This is a genomic window from Micromonospora sp. NPDC050795, assembly GCF_044456785.1.
Lineage (GTDB): Bacteria > Actinomycetota > Actinomycetes > Mycobacteriales > Micromonosporaceae > Micromonospora.
Genome location: NZ_JBITGE010000013.1, coordinates 42,027 through 64,444, shown reverse-complemented (window position 1 = coordinate 64,444; position 22,418 = coordinate 42,027). Strand labels below are relative to the sequence as shown.

At 71.4% G+C, this 22,418-nt stretch carries 21 protein-coding genes; 14 read left to right on the top strand and 7 right to left on the bottom strand.

Annotated features, from left to right (window positions below):
* Nucleotides 1-6: 6 nt before the first annotated feature.
* Nucleotides 7-360, bottom strand: coding sequence for a nuclear transport factor 2 family protein (locus ACIBEF_RS14040; RefSeq protein WP_396793744.1), 354 nt, complete (start codon nucleotides 358-360; stop codon nucleotides 7-9).
* Between the two features lie 166 nt (nucleotides 361-526).
* Between ACIBEF_RS14040 and ACIBEF_RS14035 the strand changes: the two genes are divergently transcribed.
* From ACIBEF_RS14035 to rny, 6 genes are all read left to right on the top strand, one after another.
* A complete protein-coding gene (locus ACIBEF_RS14035) occupies nucleotides 527-1,921 on the top strand; it encodes an MFS transporter (RefSeq protein ID WP_396793743.1) in 1,395 nt (464 codons plus the stop codon).
* 2 nt (nucleotides 1,922-1,923) lie between these two features.
* Complete coding sequence (locus ACIBEF_RS14030) at nucleotides 1,924-2,124, top strand: DUF3046 domain-containing protein (protein ID WP_030489422.1); 201 nt, start codon at nucleotides 1,924-1,926, stop codon at nucleotides 2,122-2,124.
* Between the two features lie 184 nt (nucleotides 2,125-2,308).
* The gene (recA, locus tag ACIBEF_RS14025; protein WP_124778261.1) at nucleotides 2,309-3,355 is read left to right on the top strand and encodes a recombinase RecA; all 1,047 of its coding nucleotides are present in this window, start codon (nucleotides 2,309-2,311) and stop codon (nucleotides 3,353-3,355) included.
* Between the two features lie 14 nt (nucleotides 3,356-3,369).
* Complete coding sequence (locus tag ACIBEF_RS14020) at nucleotides 3,370-4,059, top strand: regulatory protein RecX (RefSeq protein WP_396793742.1); 690 nt, start codon at nucleotides 3,370-3,372, stop codon at nucleotides 4,057-4,059.
* 37 nt (nucleotides 4,060-4,096) lie between these two features.
* The gene (locus tag ACIBEF_RS14015; protein ID WP_396793741.1) at nucleotides 4,097-4,531 is read left to right on the top strand and encodes a 3-keto-5-aminohexanoate cleavage protein; all 435 of its coding nucleotides are present in this window, start codon (nucleotides 4,097-4,099) and stop codon (nucleotides 4,529-4,531) included.
* A 403-nt stretch (nucleotides 4,532-4,934) separates the two neighbouring features.
* Complete coding sequence (gene rny / locus ACIBEF_RS14010; protein ID WP_396793740.1) at nucleotides 4,935-6,701, top strand: ribonuclease Y; 1,767 nt, start codon at nucleotides 4,935-4,937, stop codon at nucleotides 6,699-6,701.
* 102 nt (nucleotides 6,702-6,803) lie between these two features.
* Here the strand turns inward: rny and ACIBEF_RS14005 are convergent, their stop codons facing one another.
* Genes ACIBEF_RS14005 through ACIBEF_RS13990 form a run of 4 tightly spaced genes read right to left on the bottom strand, consistent with a single transcriptional unit; the run spans nucleotide 6,804 to nucleotide 10,220 of the window.
* On the bottom strand, nucleotides 6,804-7,784 hold the full coding sequence (locus ACIBEF_RS14005; RefSeq protein ID WP_396793739.1) for an amino acid ABC transporter permease: 981 nt from the start codon (nucleotides 7,782-7,784) through the stop codon (nucleotides 6,804-6,806).
* Nucleotides 7,781-8,488, bottom strand: coding sequence for an amino acid ABC transporter permease (locus ACIBEF_RS14000; protein ID WP_396714876.1), 708 nt, complete (start codon nucleotides 8,486-8,488; stop codon nucleotides 7,781-7,783). The genes ACIBEF_RS14005 and ACIBEF_RS14000 overlap by 4 nt, the downstream gene beginning before the upstream one ends.
* Before the next feature lie 41 nt (nucleotides 8,489-8,529).
* Entirely contained in the window at nucleotides 8,530-9,408 is an 879-nt protein-coding gene (locus ACIBEF_RS13995; protein WP_396793738.1) for a glutamate ABC transporter substrate-binding protein, read from the bottom strand.
* Between the two features lie 56 nt (nucleotides 9,409-9,464).
* Complete coding sequence (locus ACIBEF_RS13990) at nucleotides 9,465-10,220, bottom strand: amino acid ABC transporter ATP-binding protein (protein ID WP_088946762.1); 756 nt, start codon at nucleotides 10,218-10,220, stop codon at nucleotides 9,465-9,467.
* A 195-nt stretch (nucleotides 10,221-10,415) separates the two neighbouring features.
* Between ACIBEF_RS13990 and selD the strand changes: the two genes are divergently transcribed.
* Complete coding sequence (selD, locus tag ACIBEF_RS13985) at nucleotides 10,416-11,405, top strand: selenide, water dikinase SelD (RefSeq protein WP_396793737.1); 990 nt, start codon at nucleotides 10,416-10,418, stop codon at nucleotides 11,403-11,405.
* 231 nt (nucleotides 11,406-11,636) lie between these two features.
* Entirely contained in the window at nucleotides 11,637-12,116 is a 480-nt protein-coding gene (locus ACIBEF_RS13980) for a hypothetical protein (protein WP_355009925.1), read from the top strand.
* Nucleotides 12,117-12,164: 48 nt separating this feature from the next.
* Here ACIBEF_RS13980 and ACIBEF_RS13975 read toward each other — a convergent pair whose 3' ends face one another.
* Nucleotides 12,165-12,401: a DUF2277 family protein gene (locus ACIBEF_RS13975; RefSeq protein ID WP_396793736.1), complete on the bottom strand. Its 237-nt coding sequence runs from the start codon at nucleotides 12,399-12,401 to the stop codon at nucleotides 12,165-12,167.
* Between the two features lie 164 nt (nucleotides 12,402-12,565).
* On the opposite strand from ACIBEF_RS13975, the gene ACIBEF_RS13970 reads away from it, so the two are divergent.
* The 6 genes from ACIBEF_RS13970 to fxsT are packed head-to-tail and all read left to right on the top strand — an operon-like array spanning nucleotide 12,566 to nucleotide 21,415.
* Nucleotides 12,566-12,754, top strand: a complete 189-nt coding sequence (locus tag ACIBEF_RS13970; protein WP_396793735.1) for a hypothetical protein — start codon at nucleotides 12,566-12,568, stop codon at nucleotides 12,752-12,754.
* 30 nt (nucleotides 12,755-12,784) lie between these two features.
* Nucleotides 12,785-15,124, top strand: a complete 2,340-nt coding sequence (locus ACIBEF_RS13965; protein WP_396793734.1) for an FxsB family cyclophane-forming radical SAM/SPASM peptide maturase — start codon at nucleotides 12,785-12,787, stop codon at nucleotides 15,122-15,124.
* Nucleotides 15,108-15,932: an aminoglycoside N(3)-acetyltransferase gene (locus ACIBEF_RS13960; RefSeq protein WP_396793733.1), complete on the top strand. Its 825-nt coding sequence runs from the start codon at nucleotides 15,108-15,110 to the stop codon at nucleotides 15,930-15,932. Before ACIBEF_RS13965 ends, ACIBEF_RS13960 begins: the two co-directional genes overlap by 17 nt.
* Nucleotides 15,933-15,984: 52 nt before the next feature.
* Complete coding sequence (locus ACIBEF_RS13955) at nucleotides 15,985-16,293, top strand: hypothetical protein (RefSeq protein ID WP_396793732.1); 309 nt, start codon at nucleotides 15,985-15,987, stop codon at nucleotides 16,291-16,293.
* Nucleotides 16,290-17,561, top strand: a complete 1,272-nt coding sequence (locus ACIBEF_RS13950) for a TIR-like protein FxsC (RefSeq protein WP_396793731.1) — start codon at nucleotides 16,290-16,292, stop codon at nucleotides 17,559-17,561. The genes ACIBEF_RS13955 and ACIBEF_RS13950 overlap by 4 nt, the downstream gene beginning before the upstream one ends.
* The gene (fxsT, locus tag ACIBEF_RS13945; protein ID WP_396793730.1) at nucleotides 17,558-21,415 is read left to right on the top strand and encodes an FxSxx-COOH system tetratricopeptide repeat protein; all 3,858 of its coding nucleotides are present in this window, start codon (nucleotides 17,558-17,560) and stop codon (nucleotides 21,413-21,415) included. Before ACIBEF_RS13950 ends, fxsT begins: the two co-directional genes overlap by 4 nt.
* Nucleotides 21,416-21,474: 59 nt before the next feature.
* On the opposite strand, the gene ACIBEF_RS13940 is transcribed toward fxsT, so the two are convergent.
* Nucleotides 21,475-22,350, bottom strand: a complete 876-nt coding sequence (locus tag ACIBEF_RS13940; RefSeq protein WP_396793814.1) for an alpha/beta fold hydrolase — start codon at nucleotides 22,348-22,350, stop codon at nucleotides 21,475-21,477.
* Between the last annotated feature and the right edge of the window lie 68 nt (nucleotides 22,351-22,418).

Sequence of the window (22,418 nt, the reverse complement as noted above, 5' to 3'; positions counted from 1 at the left end):
GGCGGCTCAGTCGCCCGCCGTGATCTTGCTGAACACGTCCTTGGCGGCGATCAGGCCCTCGTGCACCAGATAGAGATCCACTCCGCGGAGCACGGTCCCGTCCTCCGCCGGCGGCCAGCTCCACTCGCACCAGACCCGGTCGCCGGCCGATCGGACCGCTCCGAGGGCCGGCCCGGGGCCGAGCTGGTCGGCGAAGGCGCTGCACACCGCGTCCCGACCGCGCAGGGTCACCGCCGGCCCGTTCCAGGCGCTCGGGCTGTAGGTTACGTCCCCGGCGAGGCAGGCCGACACCGTGGCCAGGTCGCCCCGGTGCCAGGCCGCGTTGAACCGTTCGACCAACCGCACCCCGGCATCGCTCATCCGGGCACCATAGGCGTGGGCCGTGCCGGGAGCGACCCCGTTCCGGCCAGACGGGCCTGTTCGGACGGGACCGGAGCAGGTGGTCGGTTCGGCTGTCGGCAAAACCCACTGCCGCTGGTCGGCGCGGGTGCGCGAGGATGAGTCATCCCTTCCGACAGGAGCGCCGATGGCGACCGACCTGACCGCGCCGCGTACCGTCGCCCGACCCGACGTCGCGTCGATCCAGCGGCGTACCCTGCGGCTGCTCTTCACCACCCAGATCATCGGCGGAATCGGCGTGACCATCGGCATCGCCGTGGGCGCGCTGCTCGCGGCACGGGTCGCCGGGACCGCGGTGGCCGGTGTCGCGCAGAGCGCCGGGGTGGTCGGTGCCGCGCTGCTCGCCGTCCCGGTCACCCGGATCATGGCGCGGCACGGCCGCCGGCCGGGCCTGGTGCTCGCGTACGCGATCGGCGCCGTCGGTGGCCTGCTGGTGGTGCTGGCCGCGGCCACCCGCTGGGTGCCGCTGCTCTTCCTCGGCATGCTGCTCTTCGGTGGGGGCACCGCGGCGAACCTCCAGGCCCGCTACACGGCCGTGGACCTCGCCGAGCCGGTCCGCCGGGGGCGGCAGCTCTCCCTGATCGTCTGGGCCACCACCATCGGTGCGGTGGCCGCGCCGAACTTCGCCGCGCTGGCCGACCGCGTCACCACCGGGTGGGGGTTGCCCCCGTTGGCCGGCCCGTTCGCGTTCAGCGCGGCCGCGTTCGTGCTGGCTGCCGTCGTACTCCTCGGGTTGCTCCGGCCCGACCCGCTGCTCACGGCGCGGCGGCTCGCGGCGGCCGACGCACCGGCCGCCGATCTGCCGCCGGCCGCCGACGCGACGGCGACCGCTGTGGCGGCCGAGGCGCCGGCGGCGGGTGGCGGCGCGACGCCGGCCGCCGCGCCGGTCAAGGTGCGCGTGCCGCGCGGCGCCGGGATGCGTGCGGCCTGGTCGGTGGTACGCGGACAGCCCGCCGCCCGACTCGGCATCGCCGCCGTGGCGGTGGGTCACCTGGTGATGGTGGCGGTGATGGCGATGACTCCGGTCCGGCTCGGTGAGTCGCACGCCGACGCCGACGTGTTGCGGCTGGTCGGCATCGTGCTGAGCCTGCACATCGCCGGCATGTACGCGTTCTCCCCGGTGGTGGGTTGGCTCACCGACCGGCTCGGTCGACGGGCGGTGATCCTCGGTGGGGTCGGGTTGCTGCTGGCCGCCTGCGCGGTCGCCGGCACCGCCGGGCACCACACGCCTCGGCTCTCGGTCGGCCTGGTTCTGCTCGGGTTGGGCTGGTCGGGGACGATGGTGGCCGGCTCGACCCTGCTGTCCGAGTCGGTGGCGGCCGCCGTGCGGCCGAGCGTGCAGGGGCTGTCCGACCTGATCATGGGGTTGGCCGGGGCCGTGGCCGCCGTGGTCAGCGGGTTTGTCATGCAGTTCGCCGGTTATCCCGTGCTCACCCTGCTCGCGGCGGTCGCGGCGGCGCCCCTGGTGGCGCTAGCGTTGCGCCCGGTGCCGACCGGGGCACCGGACGAGGAGGGCTGTTAACTGTGCGGCTGACCGACTTCTGGACGCGGCTGGACGAGGCGTTCGGGCCCGGCTACGCGGCCAGCATCGCCCGCGATCAGGTGCTGTCCCAGCTCGGCGGGCGGACCATCGAGCAGGCCCTCGCATCGGGGGAGCAGACGCACGTGGTGTGGCGGGCGGTTTGTGCCGCGTACCCCGACCGGGTGCCCGCGCGACTACGCTGAGCAGCCTTTTTGTCGGTCCCGCGTGTCGCTTGCCGAGTCGTACACCTGTTCGGCTATTGTCCACAGCGGGGTGCTCGTCCACAGCTCGCGGCCCGTCGGCTGGTTTTCTGTCGGACCTAGCGCCTAGCGTGTCCGCGTGACGCGAAGCTCAGCAAAGACGCCGGCGAAGGCAGGGGTGGCAACCATGGCAGCAGGGCCTGACCGGGAGAAGGCACTCGACCTTGCTCTCGCTCAGATTGACAAGCAGTTTGGCAAGGGCTCGGTGATGCGGTTGGGTGATCGGCCGGTCATCCAGACCGCGATCATTCCGACCGGCTCCATCGCGCTCGACGTGGCCCTCGGCATTGGCGGTCTGCCCCGTGGCCGGGTGGTCGAGATCTACGGCCCCGAGTCCAGCGGTAAGACCACTGTGGCACTGCACGCGGTGGCCAACGCCCAGCGCAACGGCGGCATCGCCGCCTTCATCGACGCCGAGCACGCGCTCGACCCGGAGTACGCGAAGGCCCTCGGCGTCGACACCGACGCGATGCTGGTCTCCCAGCCGGACACCGGCGAGCAGGCGCTGGAGATCGCGGACATGCTGATCCGCTCCGGCGCTCTGGACATCATCGTGATCGACTCGGTGGCGGCCCTGGTGCCACGCGCCGAGATCGAGGGCGAGATGGGCGACAGCCACGTGGGCCTCCAGGCCCGGCTGATGAGCCAGGCGCTCCGGAAGATCACCGGTGTGCTCAGCAACACCGGCACCACGGCGATCTTCATCAACCAGCTGCGGGAAAAGATCGGTGTCATGTTCGGCAGCCCGGAGACCACCACCGGTGGTCGGGCGCTGAAGTTCTACGCCTCGGTCCGGCTCGACGTGCGACGCATCGAGAGCCTCAAGGACGGCACCGACGTGGTCGGTAACCGCACCCGGGTCAAGGTCGTGAAGAACAAGGTCGCCGCGCCGTTCAAGCAGGCCGAGTTCGACATCATGTACGGCAAGGGCATCTCGCGTGAGGGCTCGCTGATCGACGTCGGCGTGGAGCAGGCGATCATCCGCAAGTCCGGAGCGTGGTACACGTACGACGGCGACCAGCTCGGCCAAGGCAAGGAGAAGGCCCGGGAGTTCCTGAAGGAGAACCCGGACGTGGCCGCCGAGATCGAGAAGAAGATCCTGGAGAAGCTCGGCGTCGGGGTCGGCGCGGGTGACGCCGCCGGTGGCCCGGAGCTGCCGCCAGTCGACTTCTGACCGGTCGCTGACCCATGGCAGGACGACGCGCTCGTACGGGGCGGGGCTGGGATGCCAGTCCGCCTCGTACGGGCGACGCCACCGATGCGCCCCGCCCTCGCCGAGGCCGCCGGGCCGAGTCGTCGGCGGATGAGCCGACGCCCACGCCCCGCGACGAGTCCGAGGTGGCCCGCGAGATCTGTCTGCGCCAGCTTGCCGTCCGGCCCAGCACCCGGGCCGAACTGGCCGGGGCGTTGGCGAAGCGGGGCATCTCCGAGGAGGTCTCGGCCGAGGTGCTCGACCGGTACGACGAGGTCGGCATCATCGACGACGCCGCGTTCGCCCGGGCCTGGGTGTCCAGCCGGCACACCGGGCGCGGCCTCGCTCGCCGGGCACTCGCCAACGAGCTGCGCCGCAAGGGCGTGGACGGCGAGGTGGCCACCGAGGCGCTAGGTGAGCTGGACGAGGAGACCGAGGCGGACACCGCCCGTGCTCTAGTGGAGCGCAAGCTGCGCACCGCCCGAGGCGAGCCGGACGCGGTCTTCCGCCGGCTGGTGGGCATGCTGGCCCGCAAGGGTTACCCGCCCGGTGTGGCCATCCGGGCGGTGAAGGACGCGCTCGCCGCGCAGAGCGCCGAGGCGGCCGAGTTCGCCGAGCAGATCGACGCCGACGCGCTCGCCGACGCCGAGGGTGAGCTGGAGCGCGACAACCGTCTGGTCGAGTGAGCGGTCCGCTGCGACTCCCGATGGAGGTGCGGGCCCGATGGTGAAGGCATGTCTGAACGGCGGGCACGGCCGGGAGGCCCATCCGGCCGTGCCGCTGACGGCGGCGGAGTTGGCCGCCGACGCGGTCCGTTGCGCGGCGCTCGGTGTGGCGGCCGTCCATGTCCATCCCCGGGACGAGGCCGGTGCCGAGTCGCTGCGGCCGGCGGTGGTCGCCGACGCGCTGACCGCGATCCGTGCCGCTCGGCCGGGGCTGCCGGTCGGGGTGAGCACCGGCGCCTGGATCTCGCCGGATCCGGCTGCCCGCGGTCGGAGCCGGCTGACGTCTGGTGAGACGGTTCCGTCACACCTCGCTTGTCGTCGGCCACGCCTGACAGCCGGCTGGACGGCGCTGAGCAGGCCCGACACGTCAAGGCCTCAGCACACCTCGCGGAGTTTGTCCCCTCCTGTCCGCCGAGATATCAGCGCGCGGTGACGGTTCAACTTCTCTCCGTTCGGGGGGTTTGATCATGAGTCCTTGACCAGAACACCCCCGGAGACCTAGCCTCGCCATACAGGCTCACATTGCCCGACCAGCGCAGGCTAAGCGCACAACATAGATCGCGTAACAGAACAGCATCACTTTGGCCGACTCCGCGGCCTTTGGCGGCAGTTCCGGACAGGCCGGTCCGGAACGCTGCGACAACTGCACCCGGCCGCCGACGCTGCCCCATGGGCACCGCCGGCGGAGAAAGCTACCCACGGCCAGCCGCTCCGGTCGGGCGTCCACAGCCGCAGGAGTGTGCCCCCGGCACGGTCGCTGCGGTCTCGACGTTAGGGGAGGCGGCCATGGCGGGGCGGCGGCACAGGTTCAGCGGTAGACCCGACGGGGTCCCGGCATGAACGCGTTCGACGTCGTGCTCCTCGCGGCCGTCCTCGTCCTCGCGGTGGTGGTGATCGGGGCCGTGCTGGTCGGCATCCGGACACTGCGCCGGATGGGCGCCGCGCCGGCTCCGGAGGATCCCGCCTTCATCGCCGAGAAGGACCGCCAGGAGCAGTCCCTCGCTGCCCTACGGACCGCGGCCGACGAGGCGAACAGCACGATCGACGTGGCGAAGTCAGCGGCCGCTGCGGCCCGTACCGAGGCGGCGGCTGGGAAGGCCGAGGCGAAGGCGGCCCGCGCCGAGGCACGGCGGGTCCTCGACGACGCCCGGGCCGAGGCGGACACCGTTCTGGAGCGCGCACACAAGCAGGCTGAGGCGGACGCCGAACAGTTGCGGACGGCGGCCCGGCGCAGCGGCGAGCGGGAGGTCGCCGTACTCGCCGCCACCACCCGGGAACAGGCCGCCGAGGTGGAACGTCGGGCAGCTCGGATGGACGAGCGGGAGCGGATGCACACCGAGGAGGTGGAGCGGTTCGCCGAGCGGGAGCGGCAGCTCACCGCCGCGAAGGCCGCCCTCGCCGCCCGGGAGGCCGCGCTCGCCCAGCGCGAGACCGAGCTGGCCGAGTCGGAGGAGCTGCGCCGCCGGGAGCTGGAGCGGGTCGCCGGGCTCACCGCCGACTCCGCGCGTCTGGAGCTGGTCGACGCCATCGAGACGTCTGCCAAGCGGGAAGCGGCGCTGCTCGTGCGGGACATCGAATCCGACGCGCGCAACACGGCCGAGCAGCGCGCCAGGCACATCGTGGTGGACGCGATCCAGCGGGTCGCCAGCGAGCAGACCGCGGAGAGCGTGGTCAGCGTCCTGCACCTCCCCGGTGACGAGATGAAGGGGCGGATCATCGGCCGGGAAGGGCGCAACATCCGCGCCTTCGAGTCGGTGACCGGCGTCAACCTGATCATCGATGACACCCCCGAGGCGGTGCTGCTCTCCTGCTTCGACCCGGTTCGTCGCGAGGTGGGTCGGGTGACCCTGGAGAAGCTGGTCCTGGACGGGCGCATCCACCCGCACCGGATCGAGGAGGTCTACGACCTGGCCCGGCAGGAGGTGGAGCAGCTCTGCCTCCGTGCCGCCGAGGACGCCCTTGTCGAAGTCGGCATCACCGAGATCCACCCGGAGCTGGTGACGCTGCTCGGTCGGTTGCGCTACCGCACCTCGTACGGGCAGAACGTGCTCAAGCACCTGGTCGAGACCGCCCACATCGCCGGCATCATGGCCGCCGAGCTGCGGTTGGACGTGCCGATCATCAAACGGTCGGCGTTCCTGCACGACATCGGCAAGGCGCTCACCCACGAGGTGGAGGGCAGCCACGCCATCATCGGCGCGGACCTGGCCCGCAAGTACGGCGAGCACGAGGACGTGGTGCACGCCATTGAGGCCCACCACAACGAGGTGCCCCCGCAGACCATCGAGGCCGTGCTCACCCAGGCTTCCGACGCCTGCTCGGGTGGTCGCCCGGGCGCGCGCCGGGAAAGCCTGGAGGCGTACGTCAAGCGGCTGGAGCGGATCGAGGAGATCGCGGCCGGCAAGCTCGGCGTGGACAGGGTCTTCGCCATGCAGGCTGGCCGCGAGATCCGGGTGATGGTCAAGCCGGACGACGTGGACGACATCGGGGCGGCGGTGCTGGCCCGCGACGTGGCCAAGCAGATCGAGGAGGAGCTGACCTACCCGGGTCAGATCCGGGTCACGGTGGTCCGCGAGTCCCGGGTCACCGAGATCGCCCGCTGAGTCGGGCCGGCAGCGCTCGCCGAACAAGCACTGGCAGATACTCGAAGGCCGCCCCGAACTGCTCGGGGCGGCCTTCGCGCCTTCTGGTCGGTGTGACGTGGCTCAGACGCCCCCGCCGCCTCCGCCCGCGCCCTCGGCCTGGGACATCAGGGCCGCCGGTGGCGGGTTCTGTGCCGGGGTGCCGGCCGTCTTGCGGCCCCGGGCGAGCCGCCCCTGGACGTACTGGGCGAGCTTCGACAGCGAGTAGTTCACCACGATGAAGAGCACGGCGATCACGACGTAGACCTGGATCGGGTTGCTCAGCACGCCGATGAGCTGCTTGCCGATGTTCAGGGTCTCCTCGTAGCTGATGATGAATCCCAGCGAGGTGTCCTTGAGCACCACGACAAGCTGGCTGATCAGCGCCGGCAGCATGATCCGGAAGGACTGCGGCAGCAGGATCATCCAAGTGGTCTGGGCCGGGGAGAGCCCGATGGCGGCGGCGGCCTCCGCCTGACCGCCCGGCAGCCCCTCCATGCCGGAGCGGAGGATCTCGCCGATCACCACCGAGTTGTAGATGGTGAGGCCGATGACCAGGTACCAGAGGTTGTCAAAGTAGAGCCCGAACTCGGGGAAGCCGCGGGCCACGAAGAAGATGGTGATCACAACGGGCAGGCCGCGGAACACCTCGACGCAGACCCGGGTGATTGCCGACAGCAGCGTGCTCAACCCACGCAGCAGGTAGGCCACCGGCGTTGCCATGCCGGTGAACCGGAGCCGGGTCAGGCTCTTGAGCTGGATCCGCAGGATGGCGAGCAGTGTGCCGATCACCAGTGAGGAGACGATGGCCAGCGCCGCCGCGATCAGCGTGTTCTTGAAGCCGAGGGCGATCCGATCCCACACCTGGGAGAAGTTCTCGTTGGAGGGGTCGACCAGCGGCCCCCACAACTCCATCGAGAGCTGGCCCTTCTCGTCCAGGGGCTGGTAGATCAGGAAGTAGGCCCCGACGAGCAGAACCACGCCGGCGACGATGCTGCTGATCAGGGTGATCCGCCGCTGCCGCGGCCCGGGAACGTCGTAGAGGACGCTTGTCTGCTGACTCATCGGGCCACCGCCTGTCGCTTCTCGATCCGGTCCAGCAGGGCGCCGAGCGGCACGGTCATGATCAGGTAGCCGATCGAGATGCCGATGGCGACCGGGATGAAGGCGTAGCCCTCGGCGCCGGTGAGTTGGTCGGCCGTGGCCGACAGGTCACCGACCACACCGAAGAAGCCGGCCAGCGCCGAATTCTTGATCATCGCGATGATCACCGAGCCGAGCGGAACGATCGAGGCCTGCCAGGACTGCGGCAGCACCACGTGGCGCAGGTTCTGCCCGAAGGTCAGACCCAGTGACCGCGCCGCCTCCGCCTGACCGGCGGGCACCGCGTTGACCCCGGACCGCAGCGCCTCGCAGACGAACGCCGCGGTGTAGAGCACCAGGGCGATCAGTGCGAACCGGAAGTACGGCAGGTCGGTGCCGAGCCGGGTGAACAGCGAGTCGAGCACCGGGATGCGGAGGAAGTCCGCGTTGGAGCCGAGCGCCGGCAGGCCGAACGCGGCGAAGAACATCACCACGGTCAGCGGCATGTTGCGGAAGACGTTCACGTAGGCGGTGCCGAGCGCGCGCAGCGGCGGCACCGGTGAGATGCGCAGCACCGCGACGATGGACCCCAGGACCAGGGCACCGATCGCGGCGAGGATGCAGATCTGGAGGGTGAGCCAGAAACCACCCGCAAAGACGTCGAACTTGTCGATGAGCACGTTCACGGGTCGGTGTTCCTCCCCACCCTCCAGATCGAAGGATCAGATCAGTAGCGGTTGACGGTCGGTGCCGAGCCCAGTTCCGCGCCGAACTTGCCGGCGGTGTTGTCCCAGGCCTTCTTCCAGCTGCCGTCGCTGACCGCCTTGTCCAGCGTGTCGTTGATGAAGCTGCGGAAGTCCGCGTCCTCCTTCTTCACCCCGATGCCGTACGGCTCCTTGGTGAAGTTGCTGCCGGCCAGCTTGAACGACGCCTCGTCCTTGGCGATGTAGCCGAGCAGGATCACGTTGTCCGTGGTGACGGCGTTGACCTGGCCACCCTTGAGGGCGTCCCGGCACTTGTCGTAGGTGTCGAAGAGCACCAGCTGGGTGCCGACGTCCTTGACGTACTGCTTGATCGTCTCGGCCGGGGTCGAGCCGGTGACGGAGCAGACCTTCTTGGTGCCGTCCTTGAACGAGTCCGGACCGGTGATGGTGGTGTCGTCCTTCTTGACCAGGATGTTCTGGCCGGCCTCGTAGTACGGGCCCGCGAAGGCGATCCGCTCCTTGCGCTTGTCGTTGATCGTGTAGGTCGCCGCGACCAGGTCGACAGTGCCGTTGACGATCACGTCCTCGCGGACCTTCGAGGGGGCCTCGACCCACTCGATCTTGTCCTCGGGGATGCCCAGCTCCTTGACGATGATCTTCGCGATCTCGACGTCGAAGCCCTCCGGCTTGCCCGACAGGCCCTTCAGGCCGAAGCCGGGCTGGTCGAACTTGGTGCCGACCTTGATCTTCTGGGCCTTGTTCAGCTTCTCCATGGTGGTGCCGGCGGTGAAGGACTTGCTGCCAGCGCCGGTGCCCTCCCCGCCGTCGTCGCCACCGCAGGCGGTGAGGCCGAGCGCCAGAGCGGCGACCGCGGCGACTGCCGCAACGCGCTTGATACGCATACTCTTCTCCTTCTTCAACGGAGCCCACCGAGTACGGCGCGCTCCACTACGGACGCTCAGTGCGTGAGGATCTTGGAGAGGAAGTCTCGGGCCCGCTCGCTGCGCGGGTTCGCGAAGAACTCCGCCGGTGGGGCGTCCTCGACCAGTTGCCCGTCAGCCATGAAGATGACCCGGTTCGCCGCGTGCCGGGCGAAGCCCATCTCGTGGGTCACCACGACCATCGTCATGCCGTCGCTGGCCAGCGAGGTCATCACGTCGAGGACCTCCCCGACCATCTCCGGGTCCAGGGCGCTGGTCGGCTCGTCGAAGAGCATCGCCTTGGGCTGCATGGCCAGCGCCCGGGCGATGGCCGCCCGCTGCTGCTGGCCGCCGGAGAGCTGGGCCGGGAACTTGTCCGCCTGGTTGGCGATGCCGACCCGGTCGAGCAGGGCCAGGCCGCGCTCGCGAGCGGCGGTCGGCTTCTCCTTGCGGACCTTGATCGGGCCGAGGGTGACGTTCTCCAGGATGGTCTTGTGCGCGAAGAGGTTGAAGGACTGGAAGACCATGCCCACCTCGCTGCGCAGCTTCGCGAGGGGCTTGCCCTCGGCCGGCAGCGGCTGACCATCGAAGGTGATGGTGCCCGAGTTGATCGGTTCCAGTCGGTTGATCGTGCGGCACAGCGTCGACTTGCCGGAGCCGGACGGGCCGATCACCACGACCACCTCGCCCCGACCCACCGACAGTGAGACGTCGTCCAGCACGTGCAGCGGCCCGAACCACTTGTTGACCGCGTCCAGCACGATGAGCGGTTCGCCCGTCGTCACGTCGTCCACCGTCCCCTGTCGTCTCCCGGATCGGGGTCGGTTGACCCCCGGTGCGGCCACTGTAGGCGGCCTGATGTGGCAGAACGCAACCCAGCGGGTCACGGAGCGGTAACACCGGTCACGATCGTTCTCAGGCGTCCGATTTCGGTCACCGGATGGGTGGTGGCGGTGGCGATCGTGGCACCTTGTCGCGATCATGGGTGGATGACCGAACCCGTACGGTTGACCAAGTACGCCCGCGGCGGTGGCTGCGCCTGCAAGATCCCGCCGGGCGAGCTGGAGATCATGGTGGCCGGTCTCGGCCCGGCGACCGGCACCGCCGAGTTGCTGGTCGGGTTGGACCACGGCGACGACGCGGCGGTGGTGCGCCTGGATGAGCGGACCGGCCTCGTCAGCACCGCCGACTTCTTCACCCCGGTGGTCGACGACGCGTACGACTGGGGCCGGATCGCCGCGGCCAACGCGCTCTCCGACGTGTACGCGATGGGCGGCACCCCGTTGGTGGCGCTCAACCTGCTCTGCTGGCCGCGCGACGTGCTGCCGCTGGAGTTGGCCCGCGAGGTGCTGCGCGGCGGCCAGGACGTGGCGCGGGAGGCCGGCTGTCACCTGGCCGGCGGGCACAGCGTGGACGACGACGGCCCGAAGTACGGTCTCGCGGTCACCGGCACGGTCCGCCCCGAGGAGCTGATCACTCTCGACGCCGGTCGGGCCGGAGTGCCGTTGTCGCTGACCAAGCCGCTCGGTGTGGGTGTGCTGAACACCCGGCACAAGGCGACCGGGGAGAGCTTCCCGGAGGCGGTGGCCACGATGAGCGCGCTCAATCGGGAGGCCGCCCGCGCGGCGGTCGCCGCCGGGATCCGGTGCGGCACCGACGTGACCGGGTTCGGGCTGCTCGGGCACGCCTCGAAGCTGGCCCGGGCCAGCCAGGTCACGGTGGCCATCGACACCGCCCGGGTGCCCTATCTGGCCGGCGCGCGGGAGGCGCTGCGCGACGGGTTCGTCAGCGGCGGCAGCCGGCGCAACCTGGAGTGGGTGACCCAGTGGACCGACTTCGGCGCGGCGGACGAGGCGGAGCGGCTGCTGCTGGCCGACGCGCAGACCTCAGGTGGCCTGCTGGTCGCCGGCGAGGTGCCCGGCGCTGTGGTGGTGGGCGAGTTGCTGCCCCGCGGGGAACACCTGATCGTCCTGCGCTGAACCGAGGGCGGTCGACCCGCTGCGGGACACGCGGTCGTGGTGGTGCGAATACCGCACGATACCCGATAAAATGTCACCTTCCCGCTACTCCGAGCAATGCCGCTCAGGGAAATTTTGCCCTTAATGGTCACAGACCGGTAACTTGCCCCCGGCTGGGGTCAAATGCCCCCCACCATCGTGTGTAAGGCCCGATCCGGAGGCCGGTGGGGACGAACGCAGCGAGGAGGCGGAATGACCGAGCTGTGGAACTGGAGAATCGACGGGGCTCAACCCGTGGAGGTCTACCCGGCGCTGGCAGAGGCGCTTGGTCGGGTGGTGATGCCGCTGGCGGTGGCCGACCCGGCGCGGCTGCCGGCGTACGCGGTGGTGTGTGACGTCTGGCAGGCGCCGGGCGAATTCGCGACGGTGGTGGACTGCTACGGAGTGCCCGAGCAGCTCTCCGAGCACGCGAGCATCGCCGCACTGGCCCGATTGCTGGGCCGCAACTGCCTGTTGCGCGACGACACGCTCGACGCGGGCCGGCACCTGCTCGTCGCTCCGGACGGCACGGTCCGTCCGGTGCACTTCGACGTGCGGGACACCGAGGACGGTGAGGTGCTCAGCAGGCTGCGGCTCTGCTCGCTGGGTGACCCGGGTTGTCGGGGCTGGTCGCAGTGTCACCGCTCGCGCTGGGCGCCCGACACTGTCGCACCGGTGCTCGCCGCGGCCTGACCCTTCTCAGGGTCAGGCCCGGCCGGGTGCCGAACCGGTCAGCGGCGATCAGTTGGCGGCGGTGGCCGACCGGTCGGTGGTGCCCCGCACCACCAGTTGGTCGAGCAGGACCCGCGTCGCCTCGGCCACGGCGGCCACCGCGGCGTCGAACGCGGCGGCGTTGTGCGCGGCGGGCGCCCGGAAGCCAGAGATCTTCCGGACGTACTGCAACGCTGCCGCCTCGACGTCCGCGTCGGTCACCTGCGGGGTGAACGGCTCACGCAGCGTCTTGATGCTCCGGCACATGTGAGTTCCTCCTTCGTCCATCGAGGGGCTGCCACTCGCCGTACAGGCGATGGTACCGACGGTGACACTTGGTCGATATTTGTCTATCCTGATCACGGACCAGAGCCGTTCGAGCCACATCCGCCGCTCGCGCTTCCAGCGCCCCGGGCCCCCGGAGACTCATTGTGGACCATGCACCCACCCGCCCGTCCCGTCCCGACCTAGACGATCTCACCCGTAGCCTGCACACCCCACTGGACCGGATCGCCGTCGAGCACGCCGATCTGGTCGAGGCGGTGCGCAGGCGGGTCGTCGCCAACGACTCCGTGCCGTCCGGCACCGTGGCCGTCGCCGCCTTCAACTCGTCCATCTGACCGATGGTCTGCCGGTGCGACCCACTCGGAGTGGGCGGCCCCTGCCGGCGGATCAGCCAGTTCGTGCTGAAGGTGCACAGTCGGTGCGATCTGAGCTGCGACCACTGCTACGTCTACCAGCACGCCGACCAGACCTGGCGCGGTCGACCGGTGCGGATGACGCTGGCCACGGTTCGGGCCGTCGCGCAGCGGATCGCCGAGCATGCCCGCGAGCACGAGTTGCCGGTCGTGCATGTGGTGCTGCACGGCGGTGAGCCGTTGCTGCTGGGGGCCGCGGGGTTGCGGGAGGTGCTGGCCGAGCTGCGCGCGGCGATCACCCCCTGGACGCGACTCGACCTGCGCATGCAGACCAACGGCGTGCTGCTCGACGAGGAGCTGTGCCGGCTGTTCGTCGAGTACGACGTGCGGGTCGGTGTGTCCTTCGACGGCGACCGGGCCGCCAACGACCGCCACCGGTTCTTCGCCCACGGCGGCAGCAGCCACGAGCACGTCCGCCGGGCGCTGGCCCTGCTCCGTCGACCGGAACACCGCGCCAGCTACGCCGGCATCCTCTGCACGATCGACGTCCGCAACGATCCCGACCGGGTGTACGAGGCGCTGCTGGCCGAGAGCCCGCCCCGCGTCGACCTGTTGCTGCCCCACGCCACCTGGGACCATCCGCCGCAGCGCCCTGGCCCCGAGCCGACCCCGTACGCGGACTGGCTGGGGCGGATTCACCGGCGGTGGGTGGACGACGGGCGTCCGGTGCCGATCCGGATGTTCGAGGCGCTGCTCCCGGGTGGTGGCGGCACCGAGGCGTTCGGCGTGGCCCCGGCCGACGTGCTGGTCGTCGAGGCGGACGGGACCTGGGAGCAGGTCGACTCGCTGAAGACCGCCTACCACGGCGCGGCCGGCACCGGATTCGACGTGTTCGACCACTCGGTGGACGAGGTCGCGCGGCACCCCGGGGTCGCGGTTCGGCAGGACGGCGTGGCCGGGCTCTGCGCGACCTGCCGGGCCTGCCCGGTGGTCGACAGGTGCGGCGGCGGCCTGTACGCCCACCGCTGGCGCACCGGCTCCGGCTTCGACAACCCCTCGGTGTACTGCGCCGACCTGCTCCGACTGGTCGACACCGTGGGCGCCCACCCGCCGCCCACCGCACCCGTGCCGCGGCAGAGGCAGGCCAGCTCATCGCTGTCGGGCGCAGAGTCCACCACCTCGCCCGTTGACGAGGTGCTCGACGACCTGGCCACCGGGTACGGGTCGGCGGAGACGCTCCGGCTGCTCGCCGCCACCCAGCTCTCTCTCACCCGGGCGCTGCTGGCGGCCTGCCGCGGCCGGTCCGGCGCCATCGCCGCCTGGGAGTTGCTCGTTCACCTCGACCAGGCGGCGCCGGAGGCGGTCCGGGCAGTCCTGGCGCACCCCTTCGCCCGGCCCGCGCTGGTGCATCGCCTCGACACGTCGGCCCTGACCGGACCCAGCGCGCCGGGCGACCCCCTGCCGGCCTTCGCCCTCGCAGCGGCCCTGCGGGCAGGCGTCGCTGCTGCGGTGCGGGTCCCGGTGTGGGCCGACACGATCACGGTGCCCACGCTTGGCAGCCTGGTGCTGCCCGGCCTCAGTGGGAGCGCCGAGGTGACCGCGCGGCCCGGCGAGTTCCGGGTCCGCAGTGGGTCGGTCGAGCAGGTGGTGCTGCTCGATCCGACGGCACCACCGTCGCCCGGCTGGCAACCGACGCGCGACGTGTCGGTGCCCGGTGGCCGGCTGCTCATCGAGGATGGCGACCCGTACCGCGACTGCTACGGCCAGCCGGTGCAACCGCGCCTGGAGTTGCCGGCCGCGCGGGCGTTGGGCCGTACCCTGGCGCAGGCCTGGCGGGTCGTGCACCGGGACGTGCCGGCGCACGCGGCGGCGCTCGACGGCGGCCTGCGTGCCGTCGTCCCGTTGGCGCCCGACCCGGCGCGACCCCTGCGAAGCGCGACCGCCCGGCACGCGTTCGGCGCGGTCGCCGTCACCCCCCATCCCGACCCGGAGACGATGGCGGTGCTGCTCGTGCACGAGTGGCAGCACGCGAAGCTGGGTGCGGCCCTCGACCTCTGCGACCTTGTGGGACCCGGTGAGGGCACCCGGATCCGGGTGCCCTGGCGCCCCGACCCGAGGCCACCGGAGGGCGTCCTGCAGGGCGTCTACGCCCACCTCGCCATCACCCAGGTCTGGCAAGCCCGGGCGGTCACCGGCGGCGGCGACGCGTCGGCGCACGCTGCCCACTTCCTGGCGTGGACCCGGGACGGTGCGGACGCGCTGCTGGCCAGCCGGTCGCTCACCGCGGCGGGTGAGCGGTTCGTGGGCCGGCTGCGCCACGCCCTGGAGGAAACCCGTGCCGGAGCCGGCTGAGCGTCTTCCGTCCACACCGGACCATCTCCGCATCGCCGATGACCTGCGGGCGCTGGGCCTACGCCCGGGGGCGTGCCTGTTGGTGCACTGCGGCCTCCGTCGGGTGGGTCCGCTGGAGCACGGCCCGGCGACCCTCGCCGGCGCGCTGCGCGACGTCCTCGGCCCGGCCGGCACGCTGCTGGTGCCCACCCACAACGACGGCAACTCGACCACCTCCCGGGCCCACCTGGCGGCCGTCGCGGGCATGGGCCCGGAGCAGCGCGAACGGTACGAGGCGGCGCTACCGGGCTGGGACCGCCGGACCACCCCTTCCCAGCGGATGGGTGCGCTCGCCGAGTACGTCCGGTGCAGTCCCGGCGCCATCCGCAGCGACCATCCGCAGACCTCGTTCGTCGCGCTCGGCGCGAGGGCCCGGCAGCTCACCGATGGCCATGACCTCACCTGCCACCTGGGGGAGCGGTCACCGATCGGCGGCCTCTACGCGGCGGACGGGCAGATCCTGCTGCTCGGCCTCGGCTACGAGGCGTGCACCGCACTGCACCTGGCCGAGTACCGGCTGCCGGCGCCGCCGCCCCAGCGCGACTACCGCTGCTTCCGGCTCGTCGACGGGCGGCGGGTCCGCCTCGACTTCCGGGCCCTCGACCTGGACGACCGTGACTTCCCACAGGTCGGTGCCGCGCTCGACGAGACACCGTTGGTGCGGCACGGCCGGGTGGGGCGGTCCGACGCCCGCCTGCTGCCGGCGCGGGCCACTGTCGACTTCGCGACTGCCTGGTTCGCCACGAACCGGTTGGCAGCGCAACGTTGACGCGGGGACTACGCTGATGTTCCGGCCGCGTGGGGAGGGCGGAGGGGCAGCGGTGAGCACAGTGGATGCGCCCTCCAGCGCACGCGCCCCACTCATCAGCTGTTCACGAGCGCCGGTCGGCCGCGCAACCGGCGAACCCGCCGAGTACGTCTCCCGCTTCTTCGAAGGCCTCTCCGTCCACGTCAGCGAACAGGTCGGCCCGGTGACCGGGGCGAACGCCGGCTTCCTGGACACCTCCACCGCTGACGGGGAACGCTGGAGCCCAGAGATGCTCCAAGCCGCCGGCACCTGCCAGGTCTTCGTTCCGCTGGTGTCCAGCGCGCTGCTCGGCAGTGCCTGGTGTGGCCGGGAGCAGGAGTGAGCCCGCCGACGGACCGGCGCCGACCGGGAGCGCGCGGGACGTACTTCTTCCTGAGCTACGCCCACTCGGCGCCGCCGCCGGGCGCCCGTGCCGGCGCCGACGTCTGGGTCGGCCAGTTCTTCGCCGACCTCACCGACGAGGTGCGGCGTCAGGCTCGGCCTGTCGCCGGCATGCGGATCGGCTTCTTCGACCAGCACATCCCGTTGGGTGCCGACTGGAAGGCGGCCCTCGCCGATGCGCTCGGTGACGCCGAGGTCTTCGTCCCGCTCTACTCACCCGGCTACTTCAGTCGCCCCTGGGCGCTGGGGGAGCAGGAGTCCTTCCGCGCCCGGCTGGCCGCCGCCGGGCCGGCCCGGGTCACCGCCGGCCACCTCACTCCGGTGCTGTGGATCCCGTTCCCGCCGTGGGAGGACCATCCGGAGTTGGACGGCGCCCTGGACCTGGGCCGGGACGTCCCGGAATACGCTGCCGACGGCCTGCGCGCGTTCTGCATGCTGGCCCCCTACCGAGCGCAGTACGAGCTGCTGCTGAGCCGCCTGGCGAGCCGGATAGTGCACACTGCCGAGCGGCGACCGATCGGCCCGTCCAGGGTGCCTGGCCTGGACGAGGTCGTCCGCCCGGCACCGACCGACCCGGACTTCGTCGTGGCCGTCCTGGCTCCGACGCGGGACCGACTGCCGAACGATCGCGACCCCTCCGGCTACGCCTCCAGCGCCCGGCTCTGGCGGCCGTACGGGCACCGCCAGCAGCTACCCGCCGCCGAGTACGCGGCCAGCACCGCCGAGCGGCTCGGGCTCTCGGCCCGTACCGAGGACTTCGCGCAGGCCTCCGCGCTGCTCGACCGGCGGCCGGCCGTGCTGCTTGTCGACCCGTGGATCGCGGCGGCGCCGGCCGCGGCCGCGGTGCTCGCCCGCATGCTGCACGGCCTGCGGGAGTGGGTCGTGCCGTTGGTGGTCACCGACGACGACGACAGCCAGGACGCCACCCGCTGGGCCACCGAGGTGACCGAGTTGCTGCACGACGCCGGTCTGCCCCAGGTGAAGCGCGCGTGCAGCGTGCCGGAGTTCATCGACCTGATGCCCGCGCTGGTCACCGAAGCGCGCCGGCAGTTCCTCAAGTACGGCCCGGTCGTCCCCTTCGAACCACAGCCGGAGCCGGTGCCGAGCTTGCGTGACGGCCTGTCCACCGCCGGCTCGACCGTGTCGACCGACCCCGCGTCCCCGCCTGATGATCCGGCCCCACCGCGTCCCTCCGGGAAAGACCGATGAACAGCGATCGCGAAGGCCAGATCGTCACCTTCTACTCGTTCAAGGGGGGAACGGGTCGGACGATGGCGCTGGCCAACGTGGCCTGGATCCTGGCCGCCAGCGGCCGGCGGGTGCTCGTCGCCGACTGGGACCTCGAGTCACCCGGTCTGCACCGCTTCTTCCATCCGTTCCTGGACGCCGAGGCGATCCAGGGCACCAGCGGTGTGATCGACATGATCCGTGACTACGAGTGGGAGACCACCCGGGTCGACGACCGACCGGACCGCTGGATGGAGCAGTACGCCCGGGTCGGGCGGCACGCGTTCTCGCTGCGCTGGAACTTCCCAGCCGGCGGTGGTCTCGACTTTCTCTCCGCCGGCCGGCAGAACAGCGACTACGCCGTCTCGGTGAGCGGGCTGGACTGGGACAACTTCTACAACCGCCTGGGTGGGGCGCAGTTCTTCGAGGCGCTGCGGGCGGACATGAAGCGCCAGTACGACTTCACCTTGATCGACAGCCGGACGGGGCTCAGCGACATCGCCGACATCTGCACCCTGCACCTGCCAGACACCCTTGTCGACTGCTTCACCCTCAGCGACCAGGGCATCGACGGCGCGGCCCGGGTGGCGCACTCGGTCCGGGACCGGTACCGGCGGCGCGACATCCGGGTCCTGCCGGTGCCGATGCGGGTCGACCAGGCGGAGAAGGAGCGGGTCGAGGCGGGTCGCCTGCTGGCCATGCGGCGGTTCGCCGGGTTGCCGGCTGGCATGACCGAAGCGGAGCGGCGGCGTTACTGGGCTGCGGTGGAGGTGCCGTACCGACCGTTCTACGCGTACGAGGAGACACTTGCGACGTTCGGTGACCCGCCGGGCTCGCCGACGTCGTTGTTGGCCGCGTTCGAGACGTTGACCGGGATCCTCACCGACGGCGCGGTGACCGCGCTGCCGGTGATGGACGAATCGGTGCGGGAGCGGGGCAAGGCCCGTTTCCGCCGCCGCACCGAGGCGATCGACGACCAGATCGTGCTCCGGTACGCACCGGAGGACAGCATCTGGGCCGAGTGGCTGGAACGGGTGCTCAGCTCGGCCGGGCTGCGGGTGGTGGAGCCCGCGGCCGACGCCGGCGTCCCGGCCCCGCGCACGCTGACAGTGGTCTCGCCAGCCTACGTGGCGAGGCCGTCCGGCGGTCTGCCCGACCGGGACTCGAGCACCGGTTCCACGGCCCTCGCCGTGTACGTCGCCGACCTGCGCCCGTTGGCGGAGTTTCCGGCGCAGAGCTTTACGAACCTGGTCAACGTGAGCGCCGCGACCGCTGTGGAGCGGGTGTTGCGGCTGGTCGGCCGGCCGGTGCCGTCGTCGGCGGACGGGCCGGCGGGTGGGAGCACCCGTTACCCCGGCACCGAGCCGTTGGTCTTCAACGCTCCCAACCGGAACGCGCGCTTCACCGGCCGGGAGGACGACCTTGCGCGGCTGCGCGCGCAGTTGCAGAGCGGGGGTAGCGCGGTGGTGCTGCCGGTCGCTCTGCAGGGCATGGGCGGCGTCGGCAAGACGCAGGTGGCTTTGGAATATGTGCACCGGTTCAGGGCCGCGTACGACGTGGTCTGGTGGGTCGTGGCAGACCCGCCGCAGTTCGTCGACACTTCCCTCGCCGACCTCGCCGCTCGTCTCGGCATCCCCGTCGGGTCGACCCTGCCCGACACGGTCCGGTCGGTGCTGCAGGTACTCGGCCGTGGCGAGCCGTACGAGCGGTGGCTCGTCGTGTTCGACAACGCCGAAGAGCTCGACCAGATCGAGCCCTTCCTGCCGCAGGGCCCCGGGCACGTCCTGCTGACCTCCCGCAACCGCGCCTGGGGTGACCGGGCGAACCCGATCCAGGTGGATGTCTTCGACCGCACCGAGAGCGTGGCGCACCTCGCCCAGCGGGTGCCCACGATCAACGCCGACGAGGCCGACCGGGTGGCCGAGGCGCTCGGCGACCTGCCGATCGCGGTGGCTGCGGCGGGCGCATGGCTCGCCGACACCGGCATATCGGTGGCCGACTACCTGCGGCAGATCGAGCGGCACGGACCCAGCGCGCTCTCCGTGGAGGCGACCTGGGATCTGTCGCTGAACCGGCTGCTCGACCAGGCGCCGGCCGCGTACCGGCTGTTGCAGCTCTGCTCGGTGCTGGCCCCGGAGATCGCCCTCGAACTCATCTACAGCGACGAGATGGCGGAGGCCCTTGTGCCGTTCGACCCGTCGGTGTCGGAGCGGCTCGTGCGCGGCGCCCTGGTCCAGCAGATCAACCGCCTGGCACTGCTGAAACTGGACGTTCAGGGCGGTCGGGTCCAGGTGCACCGGCTGTTGCAGGCGGTGGTCCGCGACCGGATGACCGACGACGAGATCACCGCCGCTCGACACCAGGTGCACCTGGTGCTGGCCGCGTCCCGACCCCGTGGCGACGTGGACGGCCCGACCACCTGGGCTCGATTACGCATGCTCTGGCCGCACCTGGAGGTCTCCGAGGCGCTGACCTGCCCCGATGAGTCGGTGTGCCAGCTGCTGATCGACCGCGTCCGCTATCTGTGGCAGCGCGGTGGTCTGGATCAGGCCGACGGATTCAGCCAGGAGGTGGACGACACCTGGAGTGCCAGGCTCGGGGACACGCACGACGAGGTCGAGGCGTCGGCGCTGGGCCGCCAACTGTTGCACCTGCGGTTCAACCGGGCGAATATCCTGCGCAGCCTGGGCCGGTTCAACGAGGCCCGGGACCTGGACGAGGCGGTGCTGGCCGAGCAACGCCGACTCCTGGGCCCCCTGCACCCGCACAGTCTGATGACCGCCGGCAGCCTCGGTGGTGACCTGCGAGCGCTCGGTCGCTACGCCGAGGCCCTGGAACGGGACCGCTCCACCTACGCCTCCTGGTTGCAGGTGTTCGGCGAGGACCACCCCCGGACGTTGAGTGCGGCCAACAACCTCGCCGTGTCGTACCGGCTGGTCGGTGACTACCGGTCCGCCCGTCGATGGGACGACGAGGTGCACCAGCGGCGGCGGTTGGTGCTCGGCCCCACTCATCCGTACACCCTCGTCTCTGCCGTACGGCTGGGCAGCGACCTGCGGGAGGCAGGCGAGTACGAGAGATCGGCAACCCTGCTGCGTACGGTGTACGACACCTACTGCGAGGTGCTCGGTCCGGATGACGGCCAGACTCTGGCGGCGCAGGTCAACCTGGCGGTGTCCCTCCGCAGCTGCGGCCGGGGGAGCGAGGCGGCGCCGATGTTCGAGACGGCGTACCGCGAGTTCGACGAACGGTTCGGGTCGGACAACCCGGACACGGTGGCGTGCCGATCGAGCCGCGCGGCAAACCTGTTGGCTGTCGGTGATGCGGCCCGGGCGTTGACCGAGTTGACCGCGGTGCGCCAAGCGTTCGAGGAGGTGCTCCGGCTCGGCCCGGAGCACCCGCACGTCTTGGCGACGGTGAGCAACATCTCGGCGGCGGAACGCGCGCTCGGCCGCAGGTCCGACGCGCTCGCGTCGGCGGCCCGGGCGGTCGGTGACTTGCGCAAGGTGCTCGGCCCCGACCACCCGCACACCCTCGCGGCGGAGATCAACCAGGCGGTGTGCCTCGCCGAGGAGGGTGACTGGGAGTTGGCACGGGACCGGCTGCGGGAGACCGCCGGCCGGCTGGCCACGGTGATCGGCGCGGAGCACCCCGACACGCTCCGCTGCCTCGGCGATCTCGCCCTGGTGGCGAAGCGGGCCGGCGACAGCAGCGCCGAGGACGTCGACGTCGTGGCGGACCGGCTGGCCGAGGTGATTGGCGTGGAGCACCCGACCGTGCAGACCCTGCGCGAACGGCGGTTCGTGGTCCGGGTGATCGACCCACACACCATCTGAGCGGGCGTTCGGCGGGCGGCCGGTCGGGCCGACCCACCGGTCCCGGCCGGGCCGGGCGCTCAGAGCCCCGGGCTGGTCGCGAGGGTCGGCGTGGCCAGCCAGGCCAGGGTCTGCGGGAGGATCTCCACCGCCCCGAAGTGCGCGGCCCCGGGCTGCACCTGCACCTCGGCGCGCGGGATCCGCGAGGCGAGCCAGTGCGAGTGCTCCATTGGGGAGAAGCGGTCCTGCTCGCCGTGCCAGAGCCGGACCTCCGCGCGGATGGCGCTCAGGTCGAACCCCCAGCCACGCCGTATCGCCAGCACGTCGTCGATCCAACCCTCTGGGCCGTGTCGCAGCGCCTCGGCGTACATGTCGGTGAGCAGCCGGCGGATCGCGAGGTCGTCGACGACCCGGATGTCCTCGCCGGGCAACTGGGGGCGGAGGAAGTCCAGCAGCGTCATCGGGTCCCGCCGGGCCTCGTCCGCGCGAACCTTGAGGTTGAGCATGAGCGCGGCCAGGTCGCCGTCGGCCTGCCCGTAGTCCTTTATGTTCGTCTCGGCCATCCCGGCGTACCAGTCCAGGTCGGGCGCGCCGGCCGGGGCGAGCCCCACCAGTACGGCGGCCCGGGTGACCCGGTCCGGCAGGAGCGCGGCGCAGGCCAGGGCGTGTGGCCCACCACCGGAGCGGCCCACCACCGAGAACCGCTCGATGCCGAGGTCGTCGGCGATCGCCGCCACGTCGGTCGCGGCGTCGGCCACCCGCCGCCCCTCGTGCCGGTCGGAGTCGCCGTACCCGGGTCGGTCGTAGCAGACGAGATGCACGCCGAGGCGGTAGATGACGATGCCGCGGGGTCGGGGGCCGCTGCGGCCGCCCGGGGTGCCGTGCAGCAGGAAGACCACGGGCCCGTCTGGCGCGCCCGAGGTCTCCACGGCGAGGTGCCGTCCGTCCGGCGTCATGACGGTGCGTTGTGCCGCATCTTGTCGCGTCACGTGTGGCCTCCCGCGGGTCGTTCTGCGCTGCCCGG